The following is a 26,782-nucleotide window of genomic DNA, read 5'->3' on the forward strand; positions in this document are numbered from 1 at the left end:
ATTTATTCAGCTTTATACCGTTTTCTCTCACTTTCTATCCCGTTAACTTGACAACTAAATAAATGAATATCTGTATATTACGTAAATATACTTCCATTTACCTTCCTATTGATGTAAAATTATTCCTATGTTTTACTTTTTAACACAGAAAGGAATTGCTATGAAATCTTTAATTAAAGTAACTTGTACAGCATTAGTATTTACAGGAGTAATGGCAGGATGTAATGGTAGTACTACACCAAAACAAGAAAAGAGCGCTCTTGAAAAGAATGCAATGCACTATGGGGAAATATTAAAAAACGAATACTATAGAGCAACTGTTGAAAATGCAAAATTCGAGAAAATAGACAAAGAGTGGCGTCTCACAGCTCGCGTTACTATAAATAATGCTCGTACTGACGGACAAACGATAGATCTTTCAGAAATAAAATATTTCATAAAAGATGAAAAAACGGGTGAAAAATACGAAGGTGAAGTTATACAAAATGAAAATGCTAAAAAGGTTCCTTCTGAGTTTTCTTTAACTAGCGACATTGTATTTAATATGAAAACTTCACCAAAAGATTTAAATTCTATGTATTTATACATAGATAGTAAAGCTGCACCGTTAACAGATACATTTTGGAAACTTGATAATTTAGCATCTAAATAAAAAACAGTCTTATAAGACTGTTTTTTTGTTTGTAAATTTATAAAGTTTACTAGTTACCTATCTCAAGCAATACGTCTTTTGCACAAATTGTCACTTCTTCAAATGGGCAATCAAATAAAACACCTAATTCGAACCCTTCATTAGTAAGATCTATTTCATGACTTAACCACCAAGCGCCTTCAAAATTTTCCGGAATTGAACACTTCGTTACGCCTGTAAAAGTTACTTGCAGTTTATCAAATTCACTGAAAGTACCACTGCAATCTAAAGTAATAATTAGCGTATCTTTTAATCTTCTCTCTACTGATTTGACTACACTATCATGTAGTGAGTAATCATGTAGTTGAACGACAGTCTGCGAGAGCTTTTCTTTTATACTATTATAATTATCTATACAAGCTTGTTCTAAATCATTCATTCTTTTCTCATAATCTACTGTCCACTCAAGCATAAGTTTCTTTAATTTTTCCGATCGGTATCCTGAATTAATGGTATTGTCATGAATATATGGATGTAATGACTTAGGGAGAAACTTTAATAAATCTTCTTTCTTTTCTTCCACGTCTTCTCTTAAACTTTGCTTATAATCCATTCCTACTTTTTCGCTCTCTCGCAACAGCTCTTCCCATTCTTCTACTGTTTCTGGGAAAATTAAAAATCCAAATACTTGCATTTCTTTATACCAATCTTTATTGAAATACTTCAATAGCTTCCCTCCTAAAACATTTTAACATCCAACAAAAGCGATATATCTATTTATTATATCATTCCAATAACTATTTTTTCTAAAGAAAAAATGCAAAACTGTAAATATTCCGCCTTTTATTTCTAAAACTTCAGAATATTTACAAAAATAAATAATTAGAATACATTTTACTAGTACAAAGATTCACCTGTACAAAAATCTAAACAAAAAGGGATGGTTATATGTTGAAGAAATTAGTAGCAGGTTCACTAGTAGCGGGATTTGCATTAACTGGAGGATTAGGTGCAGTAAGTGCAGAAGAAAAAAGTAACACAATTAAGTCATTTGACTATTTAAAAGTGGATGAACAGAATGTTAATTCATTTGCAAAATTAAATGATCAGGAGAAAAAAGACATCCAAATTACTATGGTATTACCTGAGCAAAATGAAAATGGAGATTGGCTAGCTTATGGTTTTACTAGCCGTGAAACATTAGATGCTTATATTGAAAAGGATAAAAAAGCACTTAAAAATAAAATTAATCCTTTAGGTAGCGGTGCTGGTAGTACTGATTTTTATGAACATAAAGATAAAGGTGGCCAATATATTTACTGGAGCAGCGGTTTTAAAAACTTGCCTTCTAGCTGGAATGACAGAATTTCTTCTGTAAGTACAGCATCGCCTTCAGCAAGTTATTCCACAACACTTTGGGAGCATACTTCTACACAGGGATATGGAAAAGGCGTTGTATTTAAACATGCTGATTGGTACGGTAAAACTGCTAATTTAGCTGCTGATTGGAACGATATTACTTCAGCGATTGACGTAAAAAAATAATAGGATATTCAATTTTTTCTGTAAAAATTCAAACCACTATTCTCTTATTCATTTAGAGAATAGTGGTTTATTATATTTTCATTTAAGCATGTACAGCCTGTCCTATCGCTTGCAATAAAGCTTCATGAATCGCTTCAGATAAAGTTGGATGTGCCGCAATATAATCTCTCATTATATCAGCGGTAACTTCTGTATGAAGCATTACGGTTCCTTGTCCGATCAGTTCGGTTGCACGAGGGCCGATAATTGAAATCCCTATAATTTCTTGATATTTAGGTTCCACAATAACTTTTACTTTCCCCGTTTGTTCACCAATAATAAGCGCTTTTCCGTTCGCTGTAAAAGGAAATTCTCCAATTTGTATGTCACCGTACTGCTCTCTTGCATCTTTTTCATTTAAACCGACACTTGCGATTTCTGGGGATGTGTATATACATCGAGGTACAGCATGATAGTTTACTTTCACATCTTCTTCACTCGCATGTAATGCTGCTGTCGTTCCTTCATGGAAAGCAACGTGAGCAAGCTGGATTCCACCAATCACATCACCTGCTGCGTAAATATGTGATACATTTGATTGCATATGTTCATTCACAGCAATCCCTTTATTTGAAAATTGAATGCCTGCTTTTTCTAAATCTAATCCTTGTACACGTGGTTTTCGGCCGACAGAAACAAGTACATATTCCGGATTGGCTTCTTGGATATTTCCTTCATATTCAAATGAAGCTTGCTTCTTATAATTATTTAATCCTTTTAAAGCTGCTTCTGTAAATATTTCTACACAATCATTTTCTAGTTTCTCTCTTAAAATATGTGCGATATCTTCATCTTCACCAGGTAATAATTGCGGTGCCATTTCAACAATCGTAACTTTTGTTCCAAGACGACTATAAATACTTGCAAACTCGCACCCTATTACACCACCTCCAACGATTAGTAATGATTTCGGTATATTTTCTAGGGACATTGCATGGCTACTATTTAAAATCCACTTCCCATCAAATGGAGCAAAAGGTAATTCAGTTGGTTCTGAACCTGCGGCTATAATGAATTGTTCTCCATCTACTACGGTTTCTTTATCACCATGTGTAACTCTCACTCGATGATCCGTTTCAAATCTCGCTTTACCTTGTATAACTTGTATTTTATTTTTCTTCATTAAATATTGAATTCCTTGCACGAGTTGCGTTACGATTTGTGATTTCCGCACCTGCATTTGCTTCCAATCTACTGAAATACTTCCTTCATTAAGAGCAATTCCATAATAGTTCGCTTTTCTCACAATGTCATGCACTTCTGCACTTTCTAGCAATGATTTCGTAGGCATACAACCAACATTTAAACAAGTCCCGCCAAGGTCAGCTTCATCAATAAGAGTGACATCTTTTCCGTTTTGAGCCGCGGTAATTGCTGCTACATAGCCAGCAGGACCGCCCCCAATGACAACTAATTTACTCATTCTCTCACCTTCTCTTTATAAAAGAATTGTTACAGGTTCTTCTAAATAACGTTTAATTGTACGTAAAAATGCAGCTGCTGGTGCACCATCTAATACACGATGATCGAATGTTAAACTTAAAGGTAACATACTGCCTTTTCTTAATTTTTTCCCTTTATATACAGGAACATGTTCAATTGCACCTACACCTAAAATACCAGTTTCAGGTGTATTTAATACAGGCGTAAAATATTCAATACCGAAGCTACCTAAATTACTAATTGTAAATGTTGTTCCTTGCATATCATCACTACTTAAACTACCTGCTCGTGCTTTTTGTGCCACATTCTTAATCTCTTTAGATAACTCTACTACAGATAGATTATTAGCAAAGCGAATAGCTGGGACAACTAATCCTTTTTCTAACGCGACTGCCATGCCTAAATGAACATGTTCAAATTGATGAATTGCGTCATCTATATACGCGCTGTTCATTTCTTTATGCTCTCCAAGCGCTAATACTACAGCACGAGAAACAAAATCCGTAATGGTTAGTTTGTTATCGTATCGTTTTTGTACAGCTTCCGCTATGTCTTTATGTAAAGCCACTAAATCTGTCACATCTACTTTCATCGTTAATGTTAATTGCGCACTATTTTGTAAACTTGCATGCATACGGTTTGCGATTGCTTTCCGCATACCAGTAACAGGAATGACTTTACTTTCTTCTTGTTCAAGTACTTCTGGAATCAGCACTCTTTCTTCAAGCGCCTTTAATACATCTACCTTTGTAATTCTTCCGCCAGGACCTGTACCAACCAATACCTTGATATCCAGATTTTCAGACTTTGCAATTTTTTTCGCTACAGGTGAAATTTTGATTCTTTGCTTTGCTACTTCTTTCACATATGGTTCTGGATGTTGTACATTTTTAGATTCTAAATTAGGTATTTTTTCTTCTACAACATGTGTACTTTCATGAACTTCTACTTTTTCATTCTGCTTACCGATGTAGCAAATTACAGTGCCGGGTGGAACTCCCTCATCTTCACTTACAGCTATATCAAGAACAGTTCCATCAGCTGGTGCCTCTATTTCAGTTTCGATTTTTTCCGAGTTAATACTAGCAATTAGTTCACCTTTTGCTACATGATCACCCGCTTTAATATTCCAGCTCGTAATAATACCTTCTTTCATCGCCATACCTAACTTCGGCATTACAACTTCTACAGCCATGTTGCTCTCTCCCTTCTCATCGTTTCATTACACATGTAATAAAGATTGGTCTCCGATCATTTCAGATACAATTTCAATTACTTTCTCCGGCGTTGGCAAATATAACTTTTCAAGTGGTGGTGAGAACGGAACTGGTGTATGTGGTGCTGTAATTCGTTTAATAGGTGCATCTAACAAATCGAATCCTTTATCTGCTACAATTGCCGCAATATCTGTTGCAATACTACATCTTGGATTTGCTTCGTCAATAACAATTAAGCGATTCGTTTTTTCAACAGATGCTAAAATTGTATCTTCATCAAGCGGTGATAAAGAACGTGGATCGATTACTTCTACTTCAAGTCCTTTTTTCGATAATTGCTCAGCAGCTGCAAGTGCTGTATGAACTTGTTTTCCAATTGCGACGATTGTTACCTCAGAACCTTCGCGTTTAATATCTGCTTTCCCTAAAGGAATTGTATAGTACCCTTCTGGTACTTCGCCTTTCATATTGTAGAGTGTTTTATCTTCAAAGAAGATTACTGGATCATCATCTTCAATTGCCGCTAATAATAAGCCTTTTGCGTCATATGGAGTGGAAGGAACGACAACTTTAATACCTGGAATGCTCGTAAATAATGCGTATAAACTTTGTGAATGCTGCGCTGCTGCGCTAAAACCAGCACCGTGCATCGTACGTACTGTAACTGGTACTTTCGCTTTACCACCGAACATATAGCGGAATTTTGCACCTTGGTTTAATACTTGATCAAGACAACTTCCGATGAAATCATTAAACATTAATTCAGCAATCGGACGTAATCCCGTTGCCGCAGCTGCCATTGCTGCTCCCATATAACCAGCTTCAGAAATTGGAGTATCTAAAATACGATTCCGGCCAAATTCTTGCACAAGCCCTTTCGTAACACCGAGTACCCCCCCCCACGCTTCATCATCTTGTAAGTGATCCACTTGTGCACCGCCTGCAACATCTTCTCCTATTAAAATTACGTTCTCATCACGACGCATTGATATTTTCATCGCTTCATTGATTGCAGTTGACATACTTACTGTTCTAGTCATTATTTTTCACCCTCCTCTTATTTATAAGAAACGTATACATCTTTTAATAATTCTTCATCCTCTGGATATGGACTATTTTCACTAAATTCAATTGATTTTTGTACTGCTTCATCCACTGCCTTTTCCATATCAACAAGTTCAGATTCAGTTAATAAAGCTTCATGAATTAAATGCTTACGGAAATTCACAATCGCATCTTTTTCATTTAAATGTTCTTCTTTTTCTTCTGAAGTTTTATATGTTTGCGCTTCACCTTCGAAATGACCGTAATTCCGATATGTCATACATTCAATGATTGTTGGACCACCGCCATTACGCGCACGTTCTACTGCTTCTTCTGCTGCTTTATACACCGCAAGTAAATCTTTTCCATCTACTTGGACACCTGGAATATTGTAAGCTTTCGCGCGATCTGCAATGGAATTACAGCTTGAAGCATATTCAAATGTTGTCGCCTCACCGTAACCGTTATTTTCTGCGATAAAAATAACTGGTAACTTCCAAATTGCCGCTAAATTAACCCCTTCGTGAAATGTCCCTTCATTATTTGCTCCGTCACCGAAGAAGCAAACACTTACATCTTTCGTTCCTTTATATTTAGCTGTTAATGCAGAGCCGCAAGCAAGTGGAAAACCTCCGCCTACAATCCCATTTGCACCAAGCATTCCTTTATTTAAATCGGCAATATGCATGGAACCGCCTTTACCTTTACATAACCCTGTCGCTTTCCCAAAAAGTTCAGCCATCATCCCATTTAAATCACAGCCTTTTGCGATACAATGCCCATGTCCTCTATGCGTACTTGTAATACTGTCACTATCTGTTAAGTGGGCACATACACCAACTGCTACAGCTTCTTCACCTGCGTATAAATGAACGAAACCTGGCAGAACGCCTTGCGCGAATAATTCATGTACCTTATCTTCAAACTTACGAATTTCTAACATTTTTTCATACATCCAACGAGCTTGTTCTTTCGTAATTTCATTCCCTTTACTTTCAGTTGTTTTTAACATGTCCAGCCCTCCTATTTTCTTGTTCATCTTTTATATTGCAAGTACTGTGCCAAATTCTAATCCTTGATTTCATAGGTTTTCTCTTTTCTTTCAAAATAAAAAAGTGGACAAAATGAGACATATGTCTCGTTTTGTCCACTTTTGTTCACCTAATTTGAGAATTATTATCTTATTCATTATCAAAACTCTTCTGTAATTTTCGGATATAAATAATTTGACCAATATGATAAGCGTTATGGGTTGTTACATTTGCTAACACTTCCCACCACTTTGCTGAAACAGGAAATCCAACTACATCGCTTTCAACCTTCTCTTCATTTATAAGCTTTTGCCATTGTAACAGTTTCTCTAGTAGTTTTTCTCTTAACTCATCGAAAGATTGATTATCTGAAAGCATAAAACTTTTGTTGTTATCACCAATAGCTGGCACGGCATTCACATTCGATTCTTTATACCTAGTTTGCCACGTTGAGTTCCAATACAATAAATGTTGTACAATTTCAGCTATACTATTACTCTCTTCATTCGGTTTCCAGAAAGCTTCTCTCTCAGGTAGATCTTTCACTGCATCTGAAAATGGCATATACCAACTAGGATCGTTCGCATTCGCTAATAATTGATCTGCTAATACATCTTTCACATGTACCACTTTACGTCCCTCCTTAAAAAATTCATTTTATGACAATACTCACTTCTCTAAATACGCTGAATTTGTAAGTTTTCCTCTTTTTAAACGCAATCCCATACATATACATATAAAGAAACCGAAAGCACCTAATCCATAAGCAGCTGTATAACCACTTGTTCCAATAATCCAGCCTGCAAGTCCTGGTCCAATCATTTGACCAACTGCATAAAAAACAGATATAAAACTAATTGCCATTGATACGTACTTTTGGGATACTTGCTTTGATGCTGCAACTTGTATTAATAAAAGGATACCACCGAGGCTAGAACCCCAAATTATTGCCGATACGATAAAACCCATTATGTTGTCAAAAAGGATTGGCATCACATCACCTATTACTGCTAATAAAAGTGCAATACATAACGTTTTCTTTATGCCAATCTTATCTGAAATCAATCCCCAGATAGGAGCTCCTACTATTGAAAACATACCAGCAATTGCATAAATGGTTCCTGACATTGATGCCGATATACCACTATCAATCATAAAACTAGTTTGATATAAATTCGGAATTAAGTAAACAATGCCCACAATAAAATACATCCATGCAATAACATATAGTTCTTTTGTTTTCCATAAAAACGATTTATGATTCCTTTTCTCCTCATCTTCGGTTACATCAGGATTTTTCAAAATAATTGAAGCGATACATACTACGATACATGTAATAACTCCAAACAAAAACCATACACCGCGCCAACTATACTCGGGAAATGCACGTACTACATAAGGAACAATTATTCCACTAAATAGCATACCTATTCCAGCACCGCTTAATAACAGCCCCATTACAGTTCCTCTTTTACCTGGAAACCACCCTACCGTTATTGACATGAGTGGTGTATATACTAAAGCACTACCAGCTCCAGCACATAGCATACAAATAGCGACTAGCCAAAATGAATAAACAAAAGCTAATCCCAATAAGCTTACAACAACAAGCCAACTCCCTATTAATAAAACGGATTTTGCACCAAAATGGATAGTAAATATTCCAGATGTTCCTACAGTTAATAAATAGCCTAAAAAAAGTATAGTTCCTAACATACCTGATTGGGCTGTAGATAAGTGAAGTCCCTCTTGCATAAATGGCAATATAATTCCATATGCCATACGTGCAAAACCGGTTGTTGTTATAATAAGGAACATTCCTATTAATACAAATACCCAAAAGTGATGTTCATTCCGTTCATTCATTTAAATTCCTCCATAAATAGTTATTTGCAATTGGATGTTGATTGTAATTATACTGACCAATACAAAATACAACTACCAAATAACGGAGGAGTTTACGGTATAGCGGATTTTTAATATATACGTAAAATTTCAGAAGGTTTTATTCCATATTTCTTTTTAAATGACTCTGAAAAATGACTTATATTTTTGTACCCAACAGTGATTGCCGTTTCAGTTACATTACTAGTTCCAGAACGTAATAAAAACATTGCCCGTTCCATTCGCTGTTCTCTTAAATATGCAAATGCAGATGTACCAAATAACTCTTTAAATCCCAGTTTTAATTTATAATCATTTAATCCTACTAACTTAGCTAGTTCTAATAATGATGGTGGTAATTCCATCCGCTGCATTAATATTTCTTCAGCACGTTTTATTTTATTTATATCACTTTTTGATAAAACTCTTCTTTTTATTTCATTACGATTCTTTAACAAAAACTTACCAAAATGTATTGAGAGTAATTCAAGCACTTTACTTTCCATTTCTAGTTGATATATACGTTCTTGATGTGGAAAATCTATCATTTTTGAAATAATATTAGCTGATAGAGAGTCAATTGGACTTTGCAACTTTTTAAATGAGTTATTACCTAATATAGAGTGAAAATTAAGCATTCCTTCATCCGCATAATCCAACATAAAATGATTAAATAATGGTACAGGGATTCCAATAGCTAATGAATATAGAGGCTTCTCATTTTCATATTCAAATAACACTTCAAAATCATTCATAAAATATAAATAGCTATTTCCAGTCTTTAATTCATACGAAGAATGACCTACTTGCACCTCCGCAAAACCTTGCAAACAAAAATTAAGTTCCACCATTGCTGCATCTGATGCAAACTGAATATGGTGATTATTATGGAATTGAAAGTTTGATAACACAATTTCCATTCCAGAAAACGACGTCCATCTTCGTACTTCTCCTTTACCTAATATATTTGGTACATACATATGTCTCTCATCTTCCATTTGTAATCCATGAAAATATTTATGAAAAATATCATGAAAACCGTTAGTCCTCATGAAATCCACACTCCTTTTATAAATAAACCATTAATTAATTGATAATACTTCTCAAGTATAACAAATATCTTTATACAATAAATAGCTATTCGCTATACAATTCGTTATGATAAAAGAAAAAGAAAGCGAGCAAAAAATGAATAAAAAAATCGCTGTTATTACTGGGGCTTCAAGTGGATTCGGACTTTTAACAACACTTGAGCTTGCGAAAAAAGACTATTTAATTATCGCTACAATGCGAAACATTAATAAGCAAAAAGATTTAATATCTCAAGCTACTAAACTCAACTTACAACAAAACATAAAAATTCAACAATTAGATGTAACCGATCAAAACTCTATACATAACTTTCAATTGTATTTACAAGAAATAAGCAGAGTAGACCTTCTCATTAATAATGCAGGATATGCAAATGGGGGCTTTGTAGAAGAAATTCCAGTAGAGGAATACCGTAAACAATTTGAAACGAACCTGTTTGGAGCTATATCAATTACTCAACTTGTATTACCTTATATGAGAGTACAAAAAAGTGGGAAAATCATTAATATAAGTAGCATTAGTGGTCAAGTTGGATTCCCTGGTCTATCTCCTTACGTTTCTTCAAAATATGCATTAGAAGGCTGGAGTGAATCTCTTCGTTTAGAAGTAAAACCGTTCGGAATAGAGGTTGCTTTAATAGAACCAGGTTCTTATAACACAAATATTTGGGAAGTTGGTAAACAACTAGCTACAAACCAATCTGATACATCGTCTCCTTACAAAGAATATATGGATAAAATACAAAAACATATTAATAGCGGCAGTGATACATTCGGTAATCCGATAGATGTTGCAAATAAAATCGTAGAAATCGCTGAATCTAAGCATACGAATTTACGATATCCGATTGGAAAAGGTGTAAAATTTATGATTTTTGCGAAGAAGATTCTTCCTTGGAGATTGTGGGAATACATTGTATTGAGAACCTTTAAGAAAATGTAATCCTAATGATAAACATCAATATACAGAGGATAAAACTAATTTCGTTACATCCATATTATCCAAAATAAATGATGAATTTAAATAAGAAACCATTTAGTAGTAAATGGTTTCTTATTTATTAGTTAACTATTGATTTGTGCCATCAATAATAATATCTGCAAATGCATGTGGCTTATGACTTTCTACATACATATCTTCAGCAACCATCCAATTGTTTTCCCACATATCGCGTGCTGCTTCCCCGTCTCTAGCAATCCCTCTTTTTATACGTGTTTCACGAGGACAATTCACCCATATTTTCAAATCATACAGTTCCGCCAGCTCCTGACGTGTTGCATATACACCTTCTATAATAACAATTCCGTTTGTAGGGACAGTATGAGATTCTGCTAAAGAATCCGTTTCCCAATCGTAACGTTTATAACATCCTTCAATACCATCACTAATCGGATCTAAAACATCTTGTAAAAGGCGTTTCCAATCAAAATCTGCACCAACCGATTTATTCATAGGATGTTCATTTACAATTTGTGTGGATGGTAAATAAAAATCATCCATATGAACAATCGTTACAGTTGAAAATTTATTTTTTATTTTATTAGCTAACGTACTTTTTCCTGCTCCCCCACAACCATCAACACCTATTATTAGTAGTGATTGCTCTACAGACTTCACTCGAATTCGTTCTAATATTTCATTTAACCCCAAACCATTTCATCCCCTCGTTTTATATCTACAGACTTACCTTTACGCTGAAATCGGATCGAAGTAAAGTAGCAATGAAATCATAACTACAAATGCAAGTAAACCGATTGTTGAAAGGATGTATTCTTTCGATTCTCTATCAAATTTCCACTCCATCAAAATTTGTAACGCCTGTGATATTCCAAAGAAAGTGAAAAGTACATAAGCTACATTTGCATTTTCATAACTATTAACATAAACGATACCACTTATAAAATAAATAAAAAACAAGCCTATTTTCAATTTTACATGCAAGCTATTTACATGCTTATATCCAAAGAAACCTCTCTTCTCCATATTCAACTTTCTTCTTAAAAATTGTTCTAAAAAATAACCACCTATAGCAATTCCTATATTGATTATCCAAACTGTAGAATTCCACATGTTTAATCCCCTCCTATTACTACGTTGCATTATTTAAAGTAAAGTGGATTACATGATAGCTAGTATTTTCTAAATAGTCACTTTATTGCGCAGCAGGTGGAACGATATAAAATAATATTAAGAACATAACTATAAATGAAACTAGTCCGATTATCGAAAATATATATTCTTTCGACTCTCTATCATACTTCCATTCCATCCATGATCTTAAAATCCATGTTACCCCTAAATAAGTAATAATAGCATATCCAATATTAGCGTTTTCGAATTTATATATATAAATAAAACTAGTTATTAAATAAATTATAAATAGTCCTACTTCCAATTTTACATGCAGGCTATTCGCATGCTTATATCCCCAAAAACGACTCTTTGGCATATCCAATTTTTTTCTCAAGTACTTATCGAAAAAATAGCCAGCTATGCAAAAAACGATAATTAGTATCCAAAAAGTAGAGCTTCCCATTGTGATCCCCCCTATTACCTTATATATTTTTAGAAATAAAGTGGACTATATTACGGTTATCCTCTTCTAAATAGCTTACAATCCCTTCAGGATATGTGCGCTTCTCCTTTAATTCATTTATACTTTTCCAAATTAATATAATATCCTCATATTCTTTATGTCTTATTTCATTTGTAATTCTCTCTTGAACAGTCCCCCTATGTATCAATGTGCAATGATGTCCTTTTTCGTTGTTCCACTCAAAAATATGCTCATTTACAACGGCTAATTCTTGAACATAGATCTTCAAATCGTATTCTTCCATTAATTCTCGCATGATTACTTCTTTTGCTGTTTCACCAAATTCAATAGAACCGCCTGGAAAACGATAAAATGTTTCACTTAAATCACATTGTACAAGTACTTTAGAACGATCTTCATTTACAATCATTACTTCAGCACGTAATTTAGGTATTTTCATTTTGGCACCCCGTTCATTCCACATATGATTAAATCCAATAACTATAAAAGAAGAGATTAAACATAATTCCTGTTATTATTAATAATGGAACTGTTCCTAAAGAAATGACATATTCCCTCGATTCTTTATCATATTTCCACTCCATATATGATTGAAAGCAATATAAAGTTATTAAAAATAATATGGGTAAATTACTAATATAAATGGGATTTAAAGTGGCACATATCATTGTAACAATTATATAAGAAATGATAAGAACCCTAGTACCCCATTTATGAGAGTTGTTTACATATTTACTATTCCAGTCAGTTTGTTTCGGTATATTTAATTTTTTTCTCACTACTTTTTCCAAAATAACTACAAATATGATCCATAATACTAATAGAATTACTTTAACTAAAAACAGTGATGTCTCCTCCTTTACCTTTTATCCGGCTGATTACTCGGATATGTAGCATTCTCTTTGTTTTCAACGTCCCAACTAATAATTGTCGCACTATCTCGTCCGAATTGATGATGAACATGTTCTAATACATGCTGAACACTTTCTTCAAGCTCTATTATATTTCTATTCATATCGTTATATAGATTTAATGGTGTTTCATAGTGTCGTTTCCCGCATTCTAATACTCCATCTGTAACCATTACAATTCGATTCTTTCCAGTACGTAATTCACGAATTCCTGTTGAATAGCAAGGAACTGGTAAATGAAATATGTTTACATTTCCAATCCATTCATAAAAATGACGCTGATTTAATGCATATTGTCCTAACTTATGTAATTCTTCATGAAATACATAAATGAGGCAATCACCAATAGATAACCACCATATATAATTTTCTTTTCTTACACATATTAAGCAAGCTGTTTCACCTTTAATTTTTTGGCACTTTTCTTTAAATGAAGAGGACTGAAAAATTGTAAGTATATGATTTTCAACAGATCGAAATACTGTATCAATCGATTCATTCATCATTACTTTTATATTTTCATATTCTTTTTGGATTGTATTTACTACTAAATCAACACTTTCCGCACTATTATGTCCATCTAAAATAGCTGCAAATTCCCAATCACCATTTGACCAAACTAACGCGCCATCTTCGTTCTTTTTTGCTCCGGCACTTATATTCCCGCCATATGTACCGAGTACGATATCACCATATTGTTTTACTGAAACTTCGTCTAAACACATCTTCTTATTTCCAATCCATGAATATTGTCTATTATTTCTTGTATGCATATTCACTCACCATATACTTTCGTATTCTTTCGCATAGTTTTTTGATTTTCTCTGCGTCACCATATGGCGCACCAGTCCATTTCGCTACTTCCGTTGGTGACCAAAACTCTTTGGGTGTATTTGGATAACGCGGGATGATGTGCATATGCATATGTGGTACACCATTCCCTGAAACAAAAGTGTAAATATGTTCTGCACCTTCACTTTCTTTTAGCGCTTTACTTACTCTACTTGTTATAAGTCCGAACGTTTTTGCTTCTTCATCTGTTAGTTCAGCAAGGCCAGGTACATGTCTTTTTATATCTATCATTACATAACCAAGGTATGTTTCTTCCCTATCCCAGTGGACATGTCCAACGTAAACGAGTTCATCTTCGTAAATAGCTCCACCTGGAACTGTAATGTTTCCTCTATGTTTTTCGCAAATAAAGCAGTTTTGCTCTACTTGATTGTTTGTTGACATATCCATCACCATCCTTTTTATTTATAATATCATAAAAAAAGGAAAAATAGGATTTATATTCCGAAAATTCGTTCTTTTAAAAGGCAATTTTTGAAATGAATTTACAACTTCATTATTTCTTCAAAAATGCAATGCCAATTACGATCCCTATCACAATTCCGATTACTAAATTATTTGTAAAGTACCCTTGAAATACACCGATTACAACCCCTATACCGATACCTATCGCCAAGGCATCATTTCTTTTATTATTTTTAGCCAAAATTGCATCGCCTCCCAAGGTTTCTCCTTAAATAACATACATTTACTTGAATGTATTACTATATTCACTATCTCATTTAAATATTTCCAAAAAATGCGATTTAACTTCATATATAATATTTTCCATTTTCTGTACATACTCCTTTTATAATGAAAAATTTCAAGTAACCATTAATTATGCATAGGCATTTACTATAAGAAAGCTTCGTAATTTATTGAAGGAGGAACGATTTAAATGCATCCTCATTGGAATCCAAATATAAATCAACAATATGTGTATTCCCCCCATCCCGTAAGGAATACATTGCATCATGATTCACAATATATGATGCAGCGTATCGCAAGTCTTGAAAGCCAATTAGCGAAATTAATCTCATTAATCGAAGAAAATAATCATTTAATTAAATCAATGGAACAGCAACAAAACCAAGTTTGTGCACCAGCTGGTGGTTCTGTTATCGTTCGTATGTAATTTTTCCGAACAAAAAACACACTTTGTATAATAAAGTGTGTTTTTTGTTTATCTTCTTTTTTGATGAAAACCTTGTGTAATACGGTCTAATATAATCGCAATGACAACAATAGCTAGTCCGGCTTCAAATCCCATTCCGATATTTACTTGTGTTACAGAGCGGTATACATCAACCCCAAGACCTGGTGCACCTACAAGAGATGCTGTTACTACCATCGATAAAGAAAGCATAATGCTTTGGTTCACACCAGCCATGATTGTCCCAGTTGCAAGTGGTAATTGTACTTTAAATAATTTTTGTGATGCGGTAGAGCCAAACGCATTCGCTGCTTCTATTAAATCTTCTGGAACTTGCCTAATTCCTAAGTCAGTAAACCGAATTGTCGGTGGCATTGCAAAGATTACAGATGCAATAATTCCAGGTACTACACCTACTCCGAAAAATGTAATCGCAGGAATGAGATATACGAAAGCAGGCATTGTTTGCATAAAATCTAATGTCGGTTTTAAAAATTTTGAGAAGCGTTCATTTTGAGAAGCTAAAATTCCGATTGGGATTCCTACAATGATTGAAATAATAACAGATGTAAGTACGAGTGCTAATGTCTGCATCGTTTGTGCCCAGTAGTTAATATTTAAAATAAATAATAAACCGATCAGTGTAAAAATAACTAAAGATACTTTTCTCGTTGTGTACCAAATGAGGAAACAAAGGATAATAATCATCAATACGGCTGGTATTATTGTTAAAAAATTAGTGAGTAAATCAACGAATCCGCCGATAATATAAGAGAATCCTCGGAATAATCCTTCAAAGTGCTCATATAAACTTGCCACAAATGAATCGACCCATTCGCCTAATGGAATACGTGGTATACTACTCATCGTCTTTCACCTCTTCCTCAATATTACCTGCAAGAGCTTGAATGACACTTTCACGTTTAATAATTCCTCTTAGCCTTTTCTTCTCATCAATTACTGGCAACGGATATTTCATCTCCGCCATTTTTGCATATGTTTCCTCAAGCAAAGTATCTACATACACGTGCGGGATATCGTTAAGTAATAAATCCGCAATTGGCCACTGTTTTTGAACGGCTTTACTCGCATCGTCCGCAGTTAATATACCTAAAAATTCATATTTTTTGTTAACAACATATACAGTTGATACACCAGCGTTCCTCATAATTTGAAGTGCTACACGTGGTCCACGATCAATCAATAATGTCTCTGGTCGTTTTAAAATAGATTCCGCCGTAATGACTTTTCCTAAATTCACGTCCGCCACGAACTTCTCGACAAATTCATTGGCAGGACTCATCATAATTTCTTCTGGCGTTCCAACTTGAACAATCTCTCCATCTTTCATTAATGCAATCCGATCTCCAATTCGAAGCGCTTCGTCTAAATCATGTGTAATAAATATAATTGTTTTTTCCATTTTATCTTGTAATTCTAACAGCTCATCTTGCATTTCTTTTCGAATAAGTGGATCTAATGCACTAAATGACTCATCCATTAACAATACATCGGGATTATTTGTTAATGCCCTTGCGATTCCAACACGCTGTTGCATACCGCCACTAAGTTGACTTGGATAATTATCTTTATGATGATCAAGTCCTACTAACTGTAGCGATTCTAATGCTTTATGCTCTCGTTCCTCTACTGGAACCCCTTGAATTTCTAATCCGTACGCAACATTTTGTATCACTGTACGATGCGGAAATAAAGCAAACTTTTGAAAAACCATGCTCATCTTCGTTCTTCTCACTCTTCGCAACTCTTCTTTTCCCATCGTTGCGATATCTTCCCCATCTATGTATATATGTCCTGCAGTTGGCTTAATTAATTGGTTTAACATACGAACTAACGTAGATTTCCCGCTACCAGACAGCCCCATAATTACGAAAATTTCTCCCGTATATACTTCAAACGTTGCCTTTTTCACACCAACGTTCATTCCTGTCTCTTTCAAAATTTCCGATTTGCTTTTTCCTTCTTTTAATAAGGTAAGCGCTCTTTGCGGGTGTTTCCCAAATACTTTTGTTACGTTTTCAATACGCACCTTTGTATTATCCATGTCACTACTCCTTTTCTACCCATCTATTCACATAGTGTTGCGATTTTGCAAAGAAATATTACATAAAAATGACATTCATAAGATTTCTTTAAAATTCTTGTTTCCGTTCATAATAAGAATGCTTACTTATACATTTATTTAAAAAGGCAAACGTTTCTTAGGAGGGTTTCAATGAGAAAGAAAATATGGCTTATATGCCTTTCGTTATTTATTACTATGATTTTCTCTTCATGTAATGCAACAAATGCAAATTCGAAAGGAAAAATTAAACTTGGTGTAACAAGTTGGAAAGAAAACATTGCCACGGCAAACATGTGGAAAGTTTTATTAGAACAAAAAGGTTACAAAGTTGAACTCATGTATTTAGAAAAAGCGGCAATTTGGACTGGTGTTGCTCGCGGTGATGTTGATGCTAATTTAGAAGTATGGCTACCCGTTACGGATAAACCGTTAAATGCTCGTTATAAAGATGATATTGTCTTAAAATCCAAATGGTATGAAGGTACTGGACTTGGCCTCGTCGTCCCTTCTTATATGAAAAACATTAACAGTATTGAGGATTTAAATGCACATAAAGATGAGCTAGATAACAAAATTGTTGGCATCGAACCCGGTAGTAGTCTTATGAATTTAACGAATAAAGCAATGAAGGTATATGATATTAAACTAAAACTTGTCCAATCTTCTGAAGCTGCAATGATGAGTGAACTAAAGAAAGCATATACGAAAAAGAAACCAATCGCTGTTACGCTTTGGAATCCGCATTGGGGCTTTTCGGAATTTGACTTAAAATATTTAAAAGACCCTAAGAAAGTATATGGTGAAAAAGATGACATTTATTACTCTGTTCGTAAAGGTTTCGAAAAAGATCATCCGGATATCATAAAATACTTTGATAAATGGAAAATGAACGATGAACAACTTGGTACATTAATGGTCGAGTTAAATAAAACGAAAGATCCCGAAGAAGCGGCACAAAAATGGATTAAAAAGAATCAAGCGCTAGTTGATGAATGGGTAAAAGATTAACAAAGCAGGCTAGAGGGTTAGCATATCCTCTAGCCTGTTTTATCTTATTTTTTCGTAACAACATCATCTACTATCCCATATGCCTTCGCTTCTTCTGCAGTCATAAAATAATCTCTTTCTGTATCATGTGCTACTCTTTCAATTGATTGCCCTGTTTTTTCTGCAATCATTTTATTAATATCACGCTTTAACTTTAGTATTCTTTTTGCTGTTATTTCAATTTCTGTTGCCTGACCTTGCGCACCACCAAGTGGCTGATGAATCATAATTTCACTATTAGGGAGTGCAAACCGTTTCCCTTTTGCACCTGATAATAATAACAATGCACCAAATGATGCTGCAAATCCCATGCATAGCGTTTGTACATCTGGTTTAATGAGATTCATCGTATCTAATATGGCAAAACCTGCTGTCGTTGAGCCGCCTGGGCTGTTAATGTATAAAAATATATCTTTCTCGGCATCTTCCGCTTCTAAAAATAATAATTGAGCTACGACACTACTTGCTACTTGATCATTTATTTCTGAACCGATAATAATAATGCGGTCTTTTAATAACCTTGAATATATATCATAGGAACGTTCTCCTAATTTCGTTTGTTCTACTACATATGGAATTGCATTCATATTTAATCCCTCCAATAATTGTTATGCCACGCAAAGCATACAACTGTAGGAAGAAGGTTTTTTTGCATTAAATAATAAGACTGGCTGTTTAGACGGTAACTTAGTAAAATCTATTGTCGGAAGAAGCTTTGTTAACAATTCCGGCTTTTCCTCACGAATAGACGTTACTACAACTTCAATATCATCTGTGAATTCTACAATCTCAATCCCTTCTTCACTTACAGTTTTCAGCCTATTTCTACTCCGAAATAAAGAAGCTTTTACTGCACCTTCCGATATGGAACATACTTTAGCAATATCAGCGATACTATATTGAAAAACATCCTTTAATAATAAAATGGTGGATTGTTGTACATTGAGTAACGATAATACTTTCCCTACCATTTCATGCAAATCTGCAATGTTCTCATGTGGTTCTTCAAAAGTAATTTGTCCCTTTATTTTTTCATGAACTGATTTTGATTTCATCTGGTCTATCCAACGATTGCGAGCTATTTTATATACAAGTGTCATACAAATATCTTTATTACTATATTTTTGAAGAACTTTACAAACTGTTTCTTGGGCAAGGTCTTCGCCGTCCCACTTGTTTTTCGTTAAAAATGTACAGTACCTTTTCAATTCTCCGTATTGCTCAATTAAAAAGTTTATATTTGAATGATTCATATCGATATGATTTTTAAAAATATGAGTTACTTTTGTGCACAAAATAACCACTCCTTTTCAGCGCTTACTAAATTAACGATTCAATAAATAAAAAAGTTACGGGGCATATAAAAAAATTATGTTTATGTTTAATAATTCGCGGTCATAAATATGTTATGTACAATATTACGTGAGGAGGAACAAATTTGCCAAAATTAACAATTGAAGGTGCGGGAACTTTTGATGTAAAAGAAGGCACTAAGTTAGTATTAGCGATTGAAGATAACGGTGTACACATTCTCCATCGCTGCGGCGGAAAAGCCCGCTGCACAACTTGTAGGGTTGAAATAATAGCAGGTGAGTTTTGTGAAGCGAATTCTAATGAAAAAAATGCGATTACGGAAAAAGGAATTGAAGATCACTTACGTTTATCATGCCAAATGCACGTACATAAAGATATAGTCGTTCGCCCTATACTTACAGTAGAAAATTCAGGTCTTGATGCAGGCCCGCGTCCAGCAGAATAATATGATGAATTTAAAACAGCTTGCCGGTGAATATGCTGCTAACTTTGTAAAAGAAGGGATGAAAGTTGGACTTGGTACAGGTTCTACTGTATATTGGACGATACAAAAATTAGGTGAGCGTGTAAAGGAAGGCTTATCATTTCAAGCTATACCAACATCAAAAGAAACGGAATCTCTATCTAAACAACTTTCCATTCCATTAATCTCCTTAAACGAAATTGATATACTCGATCTTACAATCGATGGTGCAGATGAAATTGATTCAAATTTACAATTAATAAAAGGCGGCGGTGGCGCATTACTTCGTGAAAAAATCGTTGCCAATTCCTCCAAAGAACTAATTATCATTGCTGATGAATCAAAACTCGTAACGCATTTAGGTACTTTTCCTTTACCTGTTGAAATTACACCTTTTTCATGGAAACAAACGGAAAGAAAAATTCGATCTTTAGGTTGTCAAACAACGTTACGTTTACAAAATAATGAAACGTTTATTACCGATAATAATAACGTGATTATCGATTGTGTATTCCCTCAAAACATAACGAATCCCGCCAATTTACACACGCAATTAAAAATGATTACAGGCGTAGTTGAAACAGGGTTATTTGTTAATATGACTAGTAAGGCGATTATTGGAACAAAAAATGGGATTAAGGAATTATAATGAAAGCTGACTCTTACAGTCAGCTTTTTATATTTTCTCTTTATAGCGTGGTATTATGATATACTATGAAAACAAAAGTACATCAAACTAGAAAGGGCTGAACAATTTGCACTCCAAACTCATAACAGAACTTACTGATTTAGAAACTGCCTTTCATATTCGAAAAGAAGTATTTATAAAAGAACAAAATGTCCCTCTGGAGGATGAATTCGATACATTTGATGAAATCGGTGAGGAATGTAAACATATTTTAGTTTATTATAACGAGCTTCCTGTAGGTACAGGTCGTATACGATTTGTTGACGGCGCAGGAAAATTAGAACGTATTTGTATATTAAAAGACTATCGTAAATACGGATTAGGCAAAGAAATAATCAACGCGTTAGAAGAAATTGCTCGTGACAAAGAAGCTACAAAAGTAAAACTACACGGTCAAACACATGCTGAAGGATTTTATAAAAAATTAGGTTATCAAACTTCTTCTGATGTATTTATGGAAGATGGTATTCCGCACGTTCTTATGACGAAAGTATTATCATAATAAAAAGGGTAGTATATGAATTCATATATTACCCTTTTTATTATAGAAAAGTGAATTCTCAAGATTTCCTTTTGCATCAAAGCCCAACATCTCTTAGTTTATACCTAGATAAAGCTTACACTGTTTTCCATAATGATAAGGCATAAATCCAGTTTGGATCCCCATTTCCTTGATAACCCTGGACTGCTTCATATACTGTTCCTTCGTGTAGTACTCTATCTCCCTTTTCGTATGCTTTCTTCGCACCCCACTCTTCATATGAAACGCTTTCATTTTTAGTAGTGATTGTGAAAATATCACTCTGTACAGATTCATTTCCAGCTACATCAACTGCTTTCACTACATATTTATAAGTAGTATTGGAGAGTAAATTTTTATCCATATAAGAAGTCATATTGGATGTTGCAATCTTTTTCATTGCTCCTTCTTTTTCTCTATAAATATCGTAATGGTCTACACCAATATTATCGTCAGATGGACTCCACATTAAGTCTACACTTGACACTGTCGTTCCCATACTATGTAATCCTTTTGGTTGTGTTGGTGCTTCTGTATCAGGAGCCTCAACTGTTGTTTTCACTGTAAGTGCTGTACTTTCTTTCGAAACATTTCCAGCTGCGTCAATTGCTTTTACAGTATACGAATATTCTGTACTTGGTTTTAATTTTTTATCAATAAAATGAGTTCCTGGTACTGTGTCAATCATCTCTCCGTTACGGAAGATTTGATACCCTTTTACCCCTACATTATCCGTAGAAGGGGTCCATGTTAGTTCTATACTATTCGCTGTTACTTTTTGTGCCTGAATTCCATTTGGACTACTTGGAGCTTCTATATCTGGTTTCACATCATTGATAAGATTAACATCAATTACATTATAGAATGCATTTGCTGTATCAGCTACATCCCATACTGCTAAAATCACATGGTATCCACTTCTATCAGTAGGTACATTAACTTTGTGAGTTAAATGATTTGAGGCTGCAGAACCATCATGTTGTACAGTTCCAATTGGTTCAAAATCTGCTCTTGTAAGCGATTTATTTGGATTCCATCCTTTTTTGGTAATATAGTAATGCCATTTACTCGTTAAGTGAGGCGCTGTATATTTCCAAGTAAAACTATTTTCTCCGCCTGTGATTGTATTTTTAAACCAACGATTTTCAGTTTGCTGATCTAAAATACCGCCAAATTTTCCGCCTGCAGAAGCGATTTGTCCATCAACTGGGCCACCTTGCGGGAATCCTTTTGGTGCTTCTAAGCTTTGCGGTTCATACATAACACTTCCGCAGTTTACATTTAGTGCGCCATAAGTTGGACTACATAACGCAGATCGGCTGCCAGGCTTTTCAACAAAACCGTGCGCGTATGCATTTTGAGGAATAAGTGTCGAGCCAATAATTCCGGCAGTTAATGCAACAACTCCTAGACTTTTTTTGTTCATTTTCATATTTTGTAGTTGTTTTAAAAATTGATTATTCATGTTCCTGTCCCCTTCTTGTTATACTTTGTAGTGTAATGTGGGCTTCGATGTAAAAGAATAACAAGAGACAATCTTGTATCAGTGTATACGTAAATATACACCGTGGTAAAGAAACATTTCATTTTTGTGAAACATTTCACTTACTGAATATATCATGACATAGAAATCATCTAAATATGTGTAGAAGTTGTGCAGAAACAGTGACATCATTACTAACATGTAAAATTATACCCTAAGTAATGGTACATACTGGGGATTTCAGGTGCTTTTATCAAAATTGATATTCATCCTTTTTTTCAAATAATAGAAAAGTGCCTATATCATTTAATATAGGCACTTCTTTCATGTGTAATTTTATACTGATTACTGACCTACAAATGTAGAAATTTCATCAACAGCTTGTTTATACCCACCGGATTTTCGGAAAGACTCCTTCAAATTCAAAGCAGCTTCTTTAAATGAAGGATTATTTAATATGAGTTCTACACTTTCACGTAGTTGTTCTTCAGTTAGTTCCTTCATTGACAACTTAACCCCAGCTCCAAGATTCTCCACTTGCTTTGCGATAACTGGCTGATCTGCACTTTGCGGAATTACAATAAGCGGAATCCCTTTATATAGTCCTTCATGTGTACTGTTCATCCCGCCATGTGTAATAAATAACTTTGTATATGTAAGTAGTTTTGTTTGTGGTACATAATTTTTCACAATGAAGTTTTTAGGAATTTTACCTAAATCACTTATTTTCGTTTTATTGCCAATAGACATCACAATCGTATAATCACTATTCTCAAACGCCTTCATACATAGTTTATAAAAATCAAGCGATTCATTAAAAACAGTACCTAGTGAAATGTAAATCGGGCTTTTTTCTTCAATTGCAGTAAAATCAAACTCTTCATTTTTCACTTGTGTAGAGATAGATGGACCCACAAACTTAAATGTTTCATCAAACATATCTCCAAAAGGTTGGAACTCCTTTATTGTATACACAATAGTAAGTGGCGCTGGATTACAGAAAACTTCATACGGCGAGTTTATTTTAACTCCGTATTTTTCCGCAATTCCCTTAGTTAAGCTTTCAAAATCATTATATATCCTATCTTGATCTTCTACTGGGATATTTTTAGACACGTGGGCTAACATTTGTTCAAATGCTTTTTCATCCTGTGCAAAAGATGTAGAAGAATTTATTGCTGGAAGCTTTAGAATTTGAGAAATTATATGGCCACAGCCAAACATCGAATCGTGAATAATATAATCAAAATGTTCCCCTTCAATTTGCTCTAGAACACTAGGTATCACAACATCCACTGTATGCAAAAGGCCGTTAATTCTTTCTAATAAATAATTTCGACCACCGGAAAGAAAAGCTTTTATAAACTTTTGCTCGTCAATTGTTCGTACAGTAGCACCTGTCTTTTCAATACGCTCTCTAAAAGATTCTATTGAAAAATAAATTACCTCTTCCCCACGTGAAACTAATTCTTCTACGACTTGCAATGTTGGATTTATATGTCCTTCTGATCCAGTATTAATGAATAAAACACGTGCCATTATGAACACTCCTTACGTCAAATCTTGTCTATTATGTTAAGAATATAAATACTCTCCAAACACTTTGTTATATACCATGCTTTTATTAAATTGACCTTGCAAGCCTAAATCCAAGATCATCTATATGAAATGTAGGATGACTACGCCGGCGACAAGTCGCCCCACAACCTCTAGCTTCTTCAGCCCAACTACCGCCTCGGAAAATTCGGTACGATCCATATACCTTTTCATCATACAAATCATAGCACCATTCCCAAATGTTTCCTAACATATCATATAGTCCCCATGCATTTGGTTCTTTTTGGCCAACGTCATGAATTTGTCCATTAGAATTCTCATTATACCATGCTATTTTCTCAAGTGTCCCATATGTATATCCCGTCGTATTTGCTTTACACGCATATTGCCACTCTGCTTCAGAAGGTAATCGGTATCCATTTGAAGCTAAATTACAACTAACAATTAGACTATCATCACTAATAGAATAATATTCTTTTAATCCCGCTTTTTTTGAAAGTAAATTACAAAATATAATGGCATCATTCCATGAAATATTTACAACAGGTTTATTATTATCTTTGAATAAATTTAGTTTATGATTCGCAATCGCATCATATAATTCCGTCGTCACAACATACTTTGCTAGAAGAAATGGTTTAACTTGGACTTGCCATTCTTTTTTAATTCGATCATCTCTTAATACTACTTTTCCTTCTGGAATTTTCACCATATTAGAATCAACCGGGCCAATGAATCTATTCAATCCGATCCCCCCATGTTACTTCTTTTTAAAATCTAACTATTTATGGTATCATACTTCTCTAAAAATAGTCTTACTTCATTTGAGGATTTTAAAATAATAACTTCTTTATCCTTACTCAATTGATTTAGCCTCTTTAAAATTGAAGGTCGTTTCGTTTTAGGATATTCCCATATCCATTTGAAAAATTGCAAGTCAAACCTTTCCTCACATCCAGCCCCCATATCCGGTCTTGTTTTATTCCGATATTGTACAACCCTTTTAAAAGCACGATAAACACATATTGTTCTATGAATATCAAGAAAGATAATTGTATCAGCTGCGTTAATTCTTATGTTCATTGTCCCGCCATAATTCCCATCAATAATCCACTCATCTTCTTTAACTAATTCATTTTGAACCTTTCTTTGCTCTTCTTTCGATACACCCTCCCAATTCGGTTTCCAAAATAACGCATCAAGATGATGTACTTTAATATTTAATTTATTTCCTAATTGCCTTGCTAATGTAGATTTTCCTGAACCACCAGAACCTATTAATATTATTTTTTTCATTTTCGTACTAACCTTTCTATTGATTCTTCAATAACTTCTTTATTTGCAAAAATCCAAAAGAACATCTCTTCATTTAATTTTAGTAAATCTTTTATCTGAACAAAATAAGTAATAAAGATAATTTGAATAGAAAGCATAACATACCAAATCGCTTGTAGCTCTTCTCTCGTTAAAGTGCATTGTTTATTGTATCCTTCAAAGATTTTGCTGATGATATGTTGCCACTTCCCTCTTAATTCTTCATCACTATATAACTCACTCAAAATACTCGTACAACAATAGCATAAATCAAATACTCTAACATTCCTTTCTAAAAGTTCAAAATCTATAAACCCTTGAAATTCATTATCTTTAAAGATTACATTCGATAAGTGCATATCGCGATGAATGATTTGTTTTCGTAATGGGTGGACCTTTTTCTTGAAATCTGTATGTACTTGATTCATTTTTCGAATTACATCCCGATGAACATGTTCATTCTTTTTTAAGATAGGTAAAGCCCAACCATATACTACCTTGTATAAATCTCGTTTTACGTACCCGTTTTCACTATCCATTGAATTAAGTGCTTGATGTAAATACGCTATTATTTCTCCAATTGTGCATCCAAGCTGTTTCAGATTTTCTGTATCTTTTATTTCAAGCACATTTCCAGCAATGTATTCATACACACAATAATATTTCTCTTTATAAAATACATACCTTTCGTTATTACTCGTATTCACTAGTCTTTGTACTTTAACCCCTTTTTCATCAAGTTGTTCTAATACATTTAGTTCAACTAAATGGTGTTCTATTGATCCCTTTTCCTTTAGAATATATGCTTTATTCTTACAAAGAACCTTCGTTACGTTTGATTGTAGTTTAGTAATTGTGACATCTTTATCTCGAAACCAAAAATTCACAATTTCTAATATATCCTTCATATACGAATACCCCTTTTCCAA

33 protein-coding genes and 1 pseudogene are annotated in these 26,782 nt (G+C 34.1%); 9 read left to right on the plus strand and 25 right to left on the minus strand.

Going from position 1 to position 26,782, the window contains the following annotated elements:
- Positions 1-160 precede the first annotated feature (160 nt).
- Complete coding sequence (locus MR115_RS02225) at positions 161-652, plus strand: hypothetical protein (RefSeq protein WP_242239623.1); 492 nt, start codon at positions 161-163, stop codon at positions 650-652.
- Positions 653-701: 49 nt separating this feature from the next.
- Here MR115_RS02225 and MR115_RS02230 read toward each other — a convergent pair whose 3' ends face one another.
- Complete coding sequence (locus tag MR115_RS02230; protein WP_242239625.1) at positions 702-1,358, minus strand: DUF4085 family protein; 657 nt, start codon at positions 1,356-1,358, stop codon at positions 702-704.
- A 221-nt stretch (positions 1,359-1,579) separates the two neighbouring features.
- Between MR115_RS02230 and MR115_RS02235 the strand changes: the two genes are divergently transcribed.
- Entirely contained in the window at positions 1,580-2,176 is a 597-nt protein-coding gene (locus MR115_RS02235) for a hypothetical protein (protein ID WP_242239627.1), read from the plus strand.
- An 82-nt stretch (positions 2,177-2,258) separates the two neighbouring features.
- Here MR115_RS02235 and lpdA read toward each other — a convergent pair whose 3' ends face one another.
- From lpdA to MR115_RS02270, 7 genes are all read right to left on the minus strand, one after another.
- A complete protein-coding gene (gene lpdA, locus MR115_RS02240) occupies positions 2,259-3,638 on the minus strand; it encodes a dihydrolipoyl dehydrogenase (protein WP_242239629.1) in 1,380 nt (459 codons plus the stop codon).
- 15 nt (positions 3,639-3,653) lie between these two features.
- Positions 3,654-4,853: a dihydrolipoamide acetyltransferase family protein gene (locus MR115_RS02245; RefSeq protein WP_242239631.1), complete on the minus strand. Its 1,200-nt coding sequence runs from the start codon at positions 4,851-4,853 to the stop codon at positions 3,654-3,656.
- A gap of 27 nt (positions 4,854-4,880) precedes the next feature.
- Positions 4,881-5,915 carry an acetoin:2,6-dichlorophenolindophenol oxidoreductase subunit beta gene (acoB, locus tag MR115_RS02250; protein ID WP_242239633.1) on the minus strand — a complete coding sequence of 345 codons (1,035 nt, stop codon included), beginning with the start codon at positions 5,913-5,915 and terminating at the stop codon, positions 4,881-4,883.
- Positions 5,916-5,932: 17 nt separating this feature from the next.
- A complete protein-coding gene (gene acoA, locus MR115_RS02255) occupies positions 5,933-6,931 on the minus strand; it encodes an acetoin:2,6-dichlorophenolindophenol oxidoreductase subunit alpha (RefSeq protein ID WP_242239635.1) in 999 nt (332 codons plus the stop codon).
- 169 nt (positions 6,932-7,100) lie between these two features.
- Entirely contained in the window at positions 7,101-7,580 is a 480-nt protein-coding gene (locus tag MR115_RS02260; RefSeq protein WP_242239638.1) for a DinB family protein, read from the minus strand.
- Positions 7,581-7,619: 39 nt separating this feature from the next.
- Positions 7,620-8,816 (minus strand): MFS transporter, encoded by a 1,197-nt coding sequence (locus tag MR115_RS02265; protein ID WP_242239640.1) that lies wholly within the window; start codon positions 8,814-8,816, stop codon positions 7,620-7,622.
- 110 nt (positions 8,817-8,926) lie between these two features.
- Complete coding sequence (locus tag MR115_RS02270; RefSeq protein ID WP_242239643.1) at positions 8,927-9,886, minus strand: helix-turn-helix transcriptional regulator; 960 nt, start codon at positions 9,884-9,886, stop codon at positions 8,927-8,929.
- 136 nt (positions 9,887-10,022) lie between these two features.
- Between MR115_RS02270 and MR115_RS02275 the strand changes: the two genes are divergently transcribed.
- Together MR115_RS02275 and MR115_RS02280 are read left to right on the plus strand one after the other, a co-directional pair.
- On the plus strand, positions 10,023-10,868 hold the full coding sequence (locus tag MR115_RS02275; RefSeq protein ID WP_242239645.1) for an oxidoreductase: 846 nt from the start codon (positions 10,023-10,025) through the stop codon (positions 10,866-10,868).
- Positions 10,855-10,953 (plus strand): annotated as a pseudogene (locus MR115_RS02280) (GrpB family protein); the annotation flags it as partial. The gene MR115_RS02275 and the pseudogene MR115_RS02280, both read left to right, overlap by 14 nt.
- 41 nt (positions 10,954-10,994) lie before the next feature.
- Here MR115_RS02280 and MR115_RS02285 read toward each other — a convergent pair.
- From MR115_RS02285 to MR115_RS02320, 8 genes are all read right to left on the minus strand, one after another.
- Positions 10,995-11,576, minus strand: coding sequence for a uridine kinase family protein (locus MR115_RS02285; RefSeq protein ID WP_242239647.1), 582 nt, complete (start codon positions 11,574-11,576; stop codon positions 10,995-10,997).
- Positions 11,577-11,615: 39 nt separating this feature from the next.
- Complete coding sequence (locus MR115_RS02290; protein ID WP_242239649.1) at positions 11,616-11,996, minus strand: DUF4181 domain-containing protein; 381 nt, start codon at positions 11,994-11,996, stop codon at positions 11,616-11,618.
- A gap of 82 nt (positions 11,997-12,078) precedes the next feature.
- Positions 12,079-12,462 (minus strand): DUF4181 domain-containing protein, encoded by a 384-nt coding sequence (locus MR115_RS02295; protein WP_242239651.1) that lies wholly within the window; start codon positions 12,460-12,462, stop codon positions 12,079-12,081.
- A gap of 19 nt (positions 12,463-12,481) precedes the next feature.
- Entirely contained in the window at positions 12,482-12,922 is a 441-nt protein-coding gene (locus tag MR115_RS02300; protein WP_242239653.1) for an NUDIX domain-containing protein, read from the minus strand.
- Positions 12,923-12,950: 28 nt separating this feature from the next.
- On the minus strand, positions 12,951-13,274 hold the full coding sequence (locus MR115_RS02305) for a DUF4181 domain-containing protein (RefSeq protein WP_144611594.1): 324 nt from the start codon (positions 13,272-13,274) through the stop codon (positions 12,951-12,953).
- Between the two features lie 68 nt (positions 13,275-13,342).
- On the minus strand, positions 13,343-14,167 hold the full coding sequence (locus MR115_RS02310; protein WP_242239656.1) for a PP2C family serine/threonine-protein phosphatase: 825 nt from the start codon (positions 14,165-14,167) through the stop codon (positions 13,343-13,345).
- Complete coding sequence (locus tag MR115_RS02315) at positions 14,151-14,651, minus strand: HIT family protein (protein ID WP_375337811.1); 501 nt, start codon at positions 14,649-14,651, stop codon at positions 14,151-14,153. The genes MR115_RS02310 and MR115_RS02315 overlap by 17 nt, the downstream gene beginning before the upstream one ends.
- Before the next feature lie 91 nt (positions 14,652-14,742).
- A complete protein-coding gene (locus tag MR115_RS02320) occupies positions 14,743-14,910 on the minus strand; it encodes a glycine zipper domain-containing protein (RefSeq protein ID WP_242239663.1) in 168 nt (55 codons plus the stop codon).
- Positions 14,911-15,126: 216 nt separating this feature from the next.
- Here MR115_RS02320 and MR115_RS02325 point away from each other — a divergent pair, with 216 nt between their 5' ends.
- On the plus strand, positions 15,127-15,363 hold the full coding sequence (locus MR115_RS02325; RefSeq protein ID WP_002147404.1) for a hypothetical protein: 237 nt from the start codon (positions 15,127-15,129) through the stop codon (positions 15,361-15,363).
- Positions 15,364-15,411: 48 nt separating this feature from the next.
- On the opposite strand, the gene MR115_RS02330 is transcribed toward MR115_RS02325, so the two are convergent.
- Entirely contained in the window at positions 15,412-16,248 is an 837-nt protein-coding gene (locus MR115_RS02330; protein ID WP_237980327.1) for an ABC transporter permease, read from the minus strand.
- Positions 16,241-17,446, minus strand: coding sequence for a quaternary amine ABC transporter ATP-binding protein (locus MR115_RS02335; RefSeq protein ID WP_242239665.1), 1,206 nt, complete (start codon positions 17,444-17,446; stop codon positions 16,241-16,243). The genes MR115_RS02330 and MR115_RS02335 overlap by 8 nt, the downstream gene beginning before the upstream one ends.
- Before the next feature lie 171 nt (positions 17,447-17,617).
- On the opposite strand from MR115_RS02335, the gene MR115_RS02340 reads away from it, so the two are divergent.
- A complete protein-coding gene (locus MR115_RS02340) occupies positions 17,618-18,475 on the plus strand; it encodes a glycine betaine ABC transporter substrate-binding protein (protein ID WP_242239667.1) in 858 nt (285 codons plus the stop codon).
- A gap of 44 nt (positions 18,476-18,519) precedes the next feature.
- On the opposite strand, the gene clpP is transcribed toward MR115_RS02340, so the two are convergent.
- The gene (gene clpP / locus MR115_RS02345) at positions 18,520-19,101 is read right to left on the minus strand and encodes an ATP-dependent Clp endopeptidase proteolytic subunit ClpP (protein ID WP_098884911.1); all 582 of its coding nucleotides are present in this window, start codon (positions 19,099-19,101) and stop codon (positions 18,520-18,522) included.
- Positions 19,102-19,122: 21 nt separating this feature from the next.
- Positions 19,123-19,809, minus strand: a complete 687-nt coding sequence (locus MR115_RS02350; RefSeq protein WP_242239669.1) for an RNA polymerase subunit sigma-70 — start codon at positions 19,807-19,809, stop codon at positions 19,123-19,125.
- Between the two features lie 143 nt (positions 19,810-19,952).
- On the opposite strand from MR115_RS02350, the gene MR115_RS02355 reads away from it, so the two are divergent.
- The 3 genes from MR115_RS02355 (at position 19,953) to MR115_RS02365 (ending at position 21,481) form a co-directional block, all read left to right on the plus strand.
- Positions 19,953-20,273 carry a 2Fe-2S iron-sulfur cluster-binding protein gene (locus MR115_RS02355; RefSeq protein WP_063263086.1) on the plus strand — a complete coding sequence of 107 codons (321 nt, stop codon included), beginning with the start codon at positions 19,953-19,955 and terminating at the stop codon, positions 20,271-20,273.
- A 4-nt stretch (positions 20,274-20,277) separates the two neighbouring features.
- Complete coding sequence (rpiA, locus tag MR115_RS02360) at positions 20,278-20,940, plus strand: ribose 5-phosphate isomerase A (protein WP_242239990.1); 663 nt, start codon at positions 20,278-20,280, stop codon at positions 20,938-20,940.
- 106 nt (positions 20,941-21,046) lie between these two features.
- Positions 21,047-21,481: a GNAT family N-acetyltransferase gene (locus tag MR115_RS02365; RefSeq protein ID WP_242239671.1), complete on the plus strand. Its 435-nt coding sequence runs from the start codon at positions 21,047-21,049 to the stop codon at positions 21,479-21,481.
- 115 nt (positions 21,482-21,596) lie between these two features.
- Here the strand turns inward: MR115_RS02365 and MR115_RS02370 are convergent, their stop codons facing one another.
- The 5 genes from MR115_RS02370 to MR115_RS02390 form a co-directional block, all read right to left on the minus strand.
- Positions 21,597-22,964, minus strand: a complete 1,368-nt coding sequence (locus tag MR115_RS02370; protein ID WP_242239673.1) for a lytic polysaccharide monooxygenase — start codon at positions 22,962-22,964, stop codon at positions 21,597-21,599.
- Positions 22,965-23,327: 363 nt separating this feature from the next.
- Entirely contained in the window at positions 23,328-24,521 is a 1,194-nt protein-coding gene (locus MR115_RS02375) for a macrolide family glycosyltransferase (protein ID WP_242239675.1), read from the minus strand.
- Positions 24,522-24,606: 85 nt separating this feature from the next.
- The gene (locus tag MR115_RS02380) at positions 24,607-25,284 is read right to left on the minus strand and encodes a formylglycine-generating enzyme family protein (RefSeq protein ID WP_242239677.1); all 678 of its coding nucleotides are present in this window, start codon (positions 25,282-25,284) and stop codon (positions 24,607-24,609) included.
- 32 nt (positions 25,285-25,316) lie between these two features.
- Positions 25,317-25,835, minus strand: coding sequence for a DNA topology modulation protein (locus MR115_RS02385; RefSeq protein ID WP_097818060.1), 519 nt, complete (start codon positions 25,833-25,835; stop codon positions 25,317-25,319).
- Entirely contained in the window at positions 25,832-26,761 is a 930-nt protein-coding gene (locus tag MR115_RS02390; RefSeq protein ID WP_242239679.1) for a phosphotransferase enzyme family protein, read from the minus strand. The genes MR115_RS02385 and MR115_RS02390 overlap by 4 nt, the downstream gene beginning before the upstream one ends.
- Positions 26,762-26,782: the final 21 nt, after the last annotated feature.

It is taken from the genome of Bacillus cereus group sp. BfR-BA-01309 (assembly GCF_022664315.1).
In the GTDB taxonomy this organism is placed as follows: Bacteria; Bacillota; Bacilli; order Bacillales; family Bacillaceae_G; genus Bacillus_A; species Bacillus_A mobilis.

Coding starts and splice junctions, on each gene's coding strand:
- MR115_RS02225 (WP_242239623.1), top strand. CDS start 161: ATGAAATCTTTAATTAAAGTAACTTGTACAGCATTAGTATTTACAGGA.
- MR115_RS02235 (WP_242239627.1), top strand. CDS start 1,580: ATGTTGAAGAAATTAGTAGCAGGTTCACTAGTAGCGGGATTTGCATTA.
- lpdA (WP_242239629.1), bottom strand. CDS start 3,638: ATGAGTAAATTAGTTGTCATTGGGGGCGGTCCTGCTGGCTATGTAGCA.
- MR115_RS02245 (WP_242239631.1), bottom strand. CDS start 4,853: ATGGCTGTAGAAGTTGTAATGCCGAAGTTAGGTATGGCGATGAAAGAA.
- acoB (WP_242239633.1), bottom strand. CDS start 5,915: ATGACTAGAACAGTAAGTATGTCAACTGCAATCAATGAAGCGATGAAA.
- acoA (WP_242239635.1), bottom strand. CDS start 6,931: ATGTTAAAAACAACTGAAAGTAAAGGGAATGAAATTACGAAAGAACAA.
- MR115_RS02265 (WP_242239640.1), bottom strand. CDS start 8,816: ATGAATGAACGGAATGAACATCACTTTTGGGTATTTGTATTAATAGGA.
- MR115_RS02270 (WP_242239643.1), bottom strand. CDS start 9,886: ATGAGGACTAACGGTTTTCATGATATTTTTCATAAATATTTTCATGGA.
- MR115_RS02275 (WP_242239645.1), top strand. CDS start 10,023: ATGAATAAAAAAATCGCTGTTATTACTGGGGCTTCAAGTGGATTCGGA.
- MR115_RS02290 (WP_242239649.1), bottom strand. CDS start 11,996: ATGTGGAATTCTACAGTTTGGATAATCAATATAGGAATTGCTATAGGT.
- MR115_RS02295 (WP_242239651.1), bottom strand. CDS start 12,462: ATGGGAAGCTCTACTTTTTGGATACTAATTATCGTTTTTTGCATAGCT.
- MR115_RS02300 (WP_242239653.1), bottom strand. CDS start 12,922: ATGAAAATACCTAAATTACGTGCTGAAGTAATGATTGTAAATGAAGAT.
- MR115_RS02310 (WP_242239656.1), bottom strand. CDS start 14,167: ATGCATACAAGAAATAATAGACAATATTCATGGATTGGAAATAAGAAG.
- MR115_RS02325 (WP_002147404.1), top strand. CDS start 15,127: ATGCATCCTCATTGGAATCCAAATATAAATCAACAATATGTGTATTCC.
- MR115_RS02330 (WP_237980327.1), bottom strand. CDS start 16,248: ATGAGTAGTATACCACGTATTCCATTAGGCGAATGGGTCGATTCATTT.
- MR115_RS02335 (WP_242239665.1), bottom strand. CDS start 17,446: ATGGATAATACAAAGGTGCGTATTGAAAACGTAACAAAAGTATTTGGG.
- MR115_RS02340 (WP_242239667.1), top strand. CDS start 17,618: ATGAGAAAGAAAATATGGCTTATATGCCTTTCGTTATTTATTACTATG.
- clpP (WP_098884911.1), bottom strand. CDS start 19,101: ATGAATGCAATTCCATATGTAGTAGAACAAACGAAATTAGGAGAACGT.
- rpiA (WP_242239990.1), top strand. CDS start 20,278: ATGAATTTAAAACAGCTTGCCGGTGAATATGCTGCTAACTTTGTAAAA.
- MR115_RS02370 (WP_242239673.1), bottom strand. CDS start 22,964: ATGAATAATCAATTTTTAAAACAACTACAAAATATGAAAATGAACAAA.
- MR115_RS02375 (WP_242239675.1), bottom strand. CDS start 24,521: ATGGCACGTGTTTTATTCATTAATACTGGATCAGAAGGACATATAAAT.
- MR115_RS02385 (WP_097818060.1), bottom strand. CDS start 25,835: ATGAAAAAAATAATATTAATAGGTTCTGGTGGTTCAGGAAAATCTACA.
- MR115_RS02390 (WP_242239679.1), bottom strand. CDS start 26,761: ATGAAGGATATATTAGAAATTGTGAATTTTTGGTTTCGAGATAAAGAT.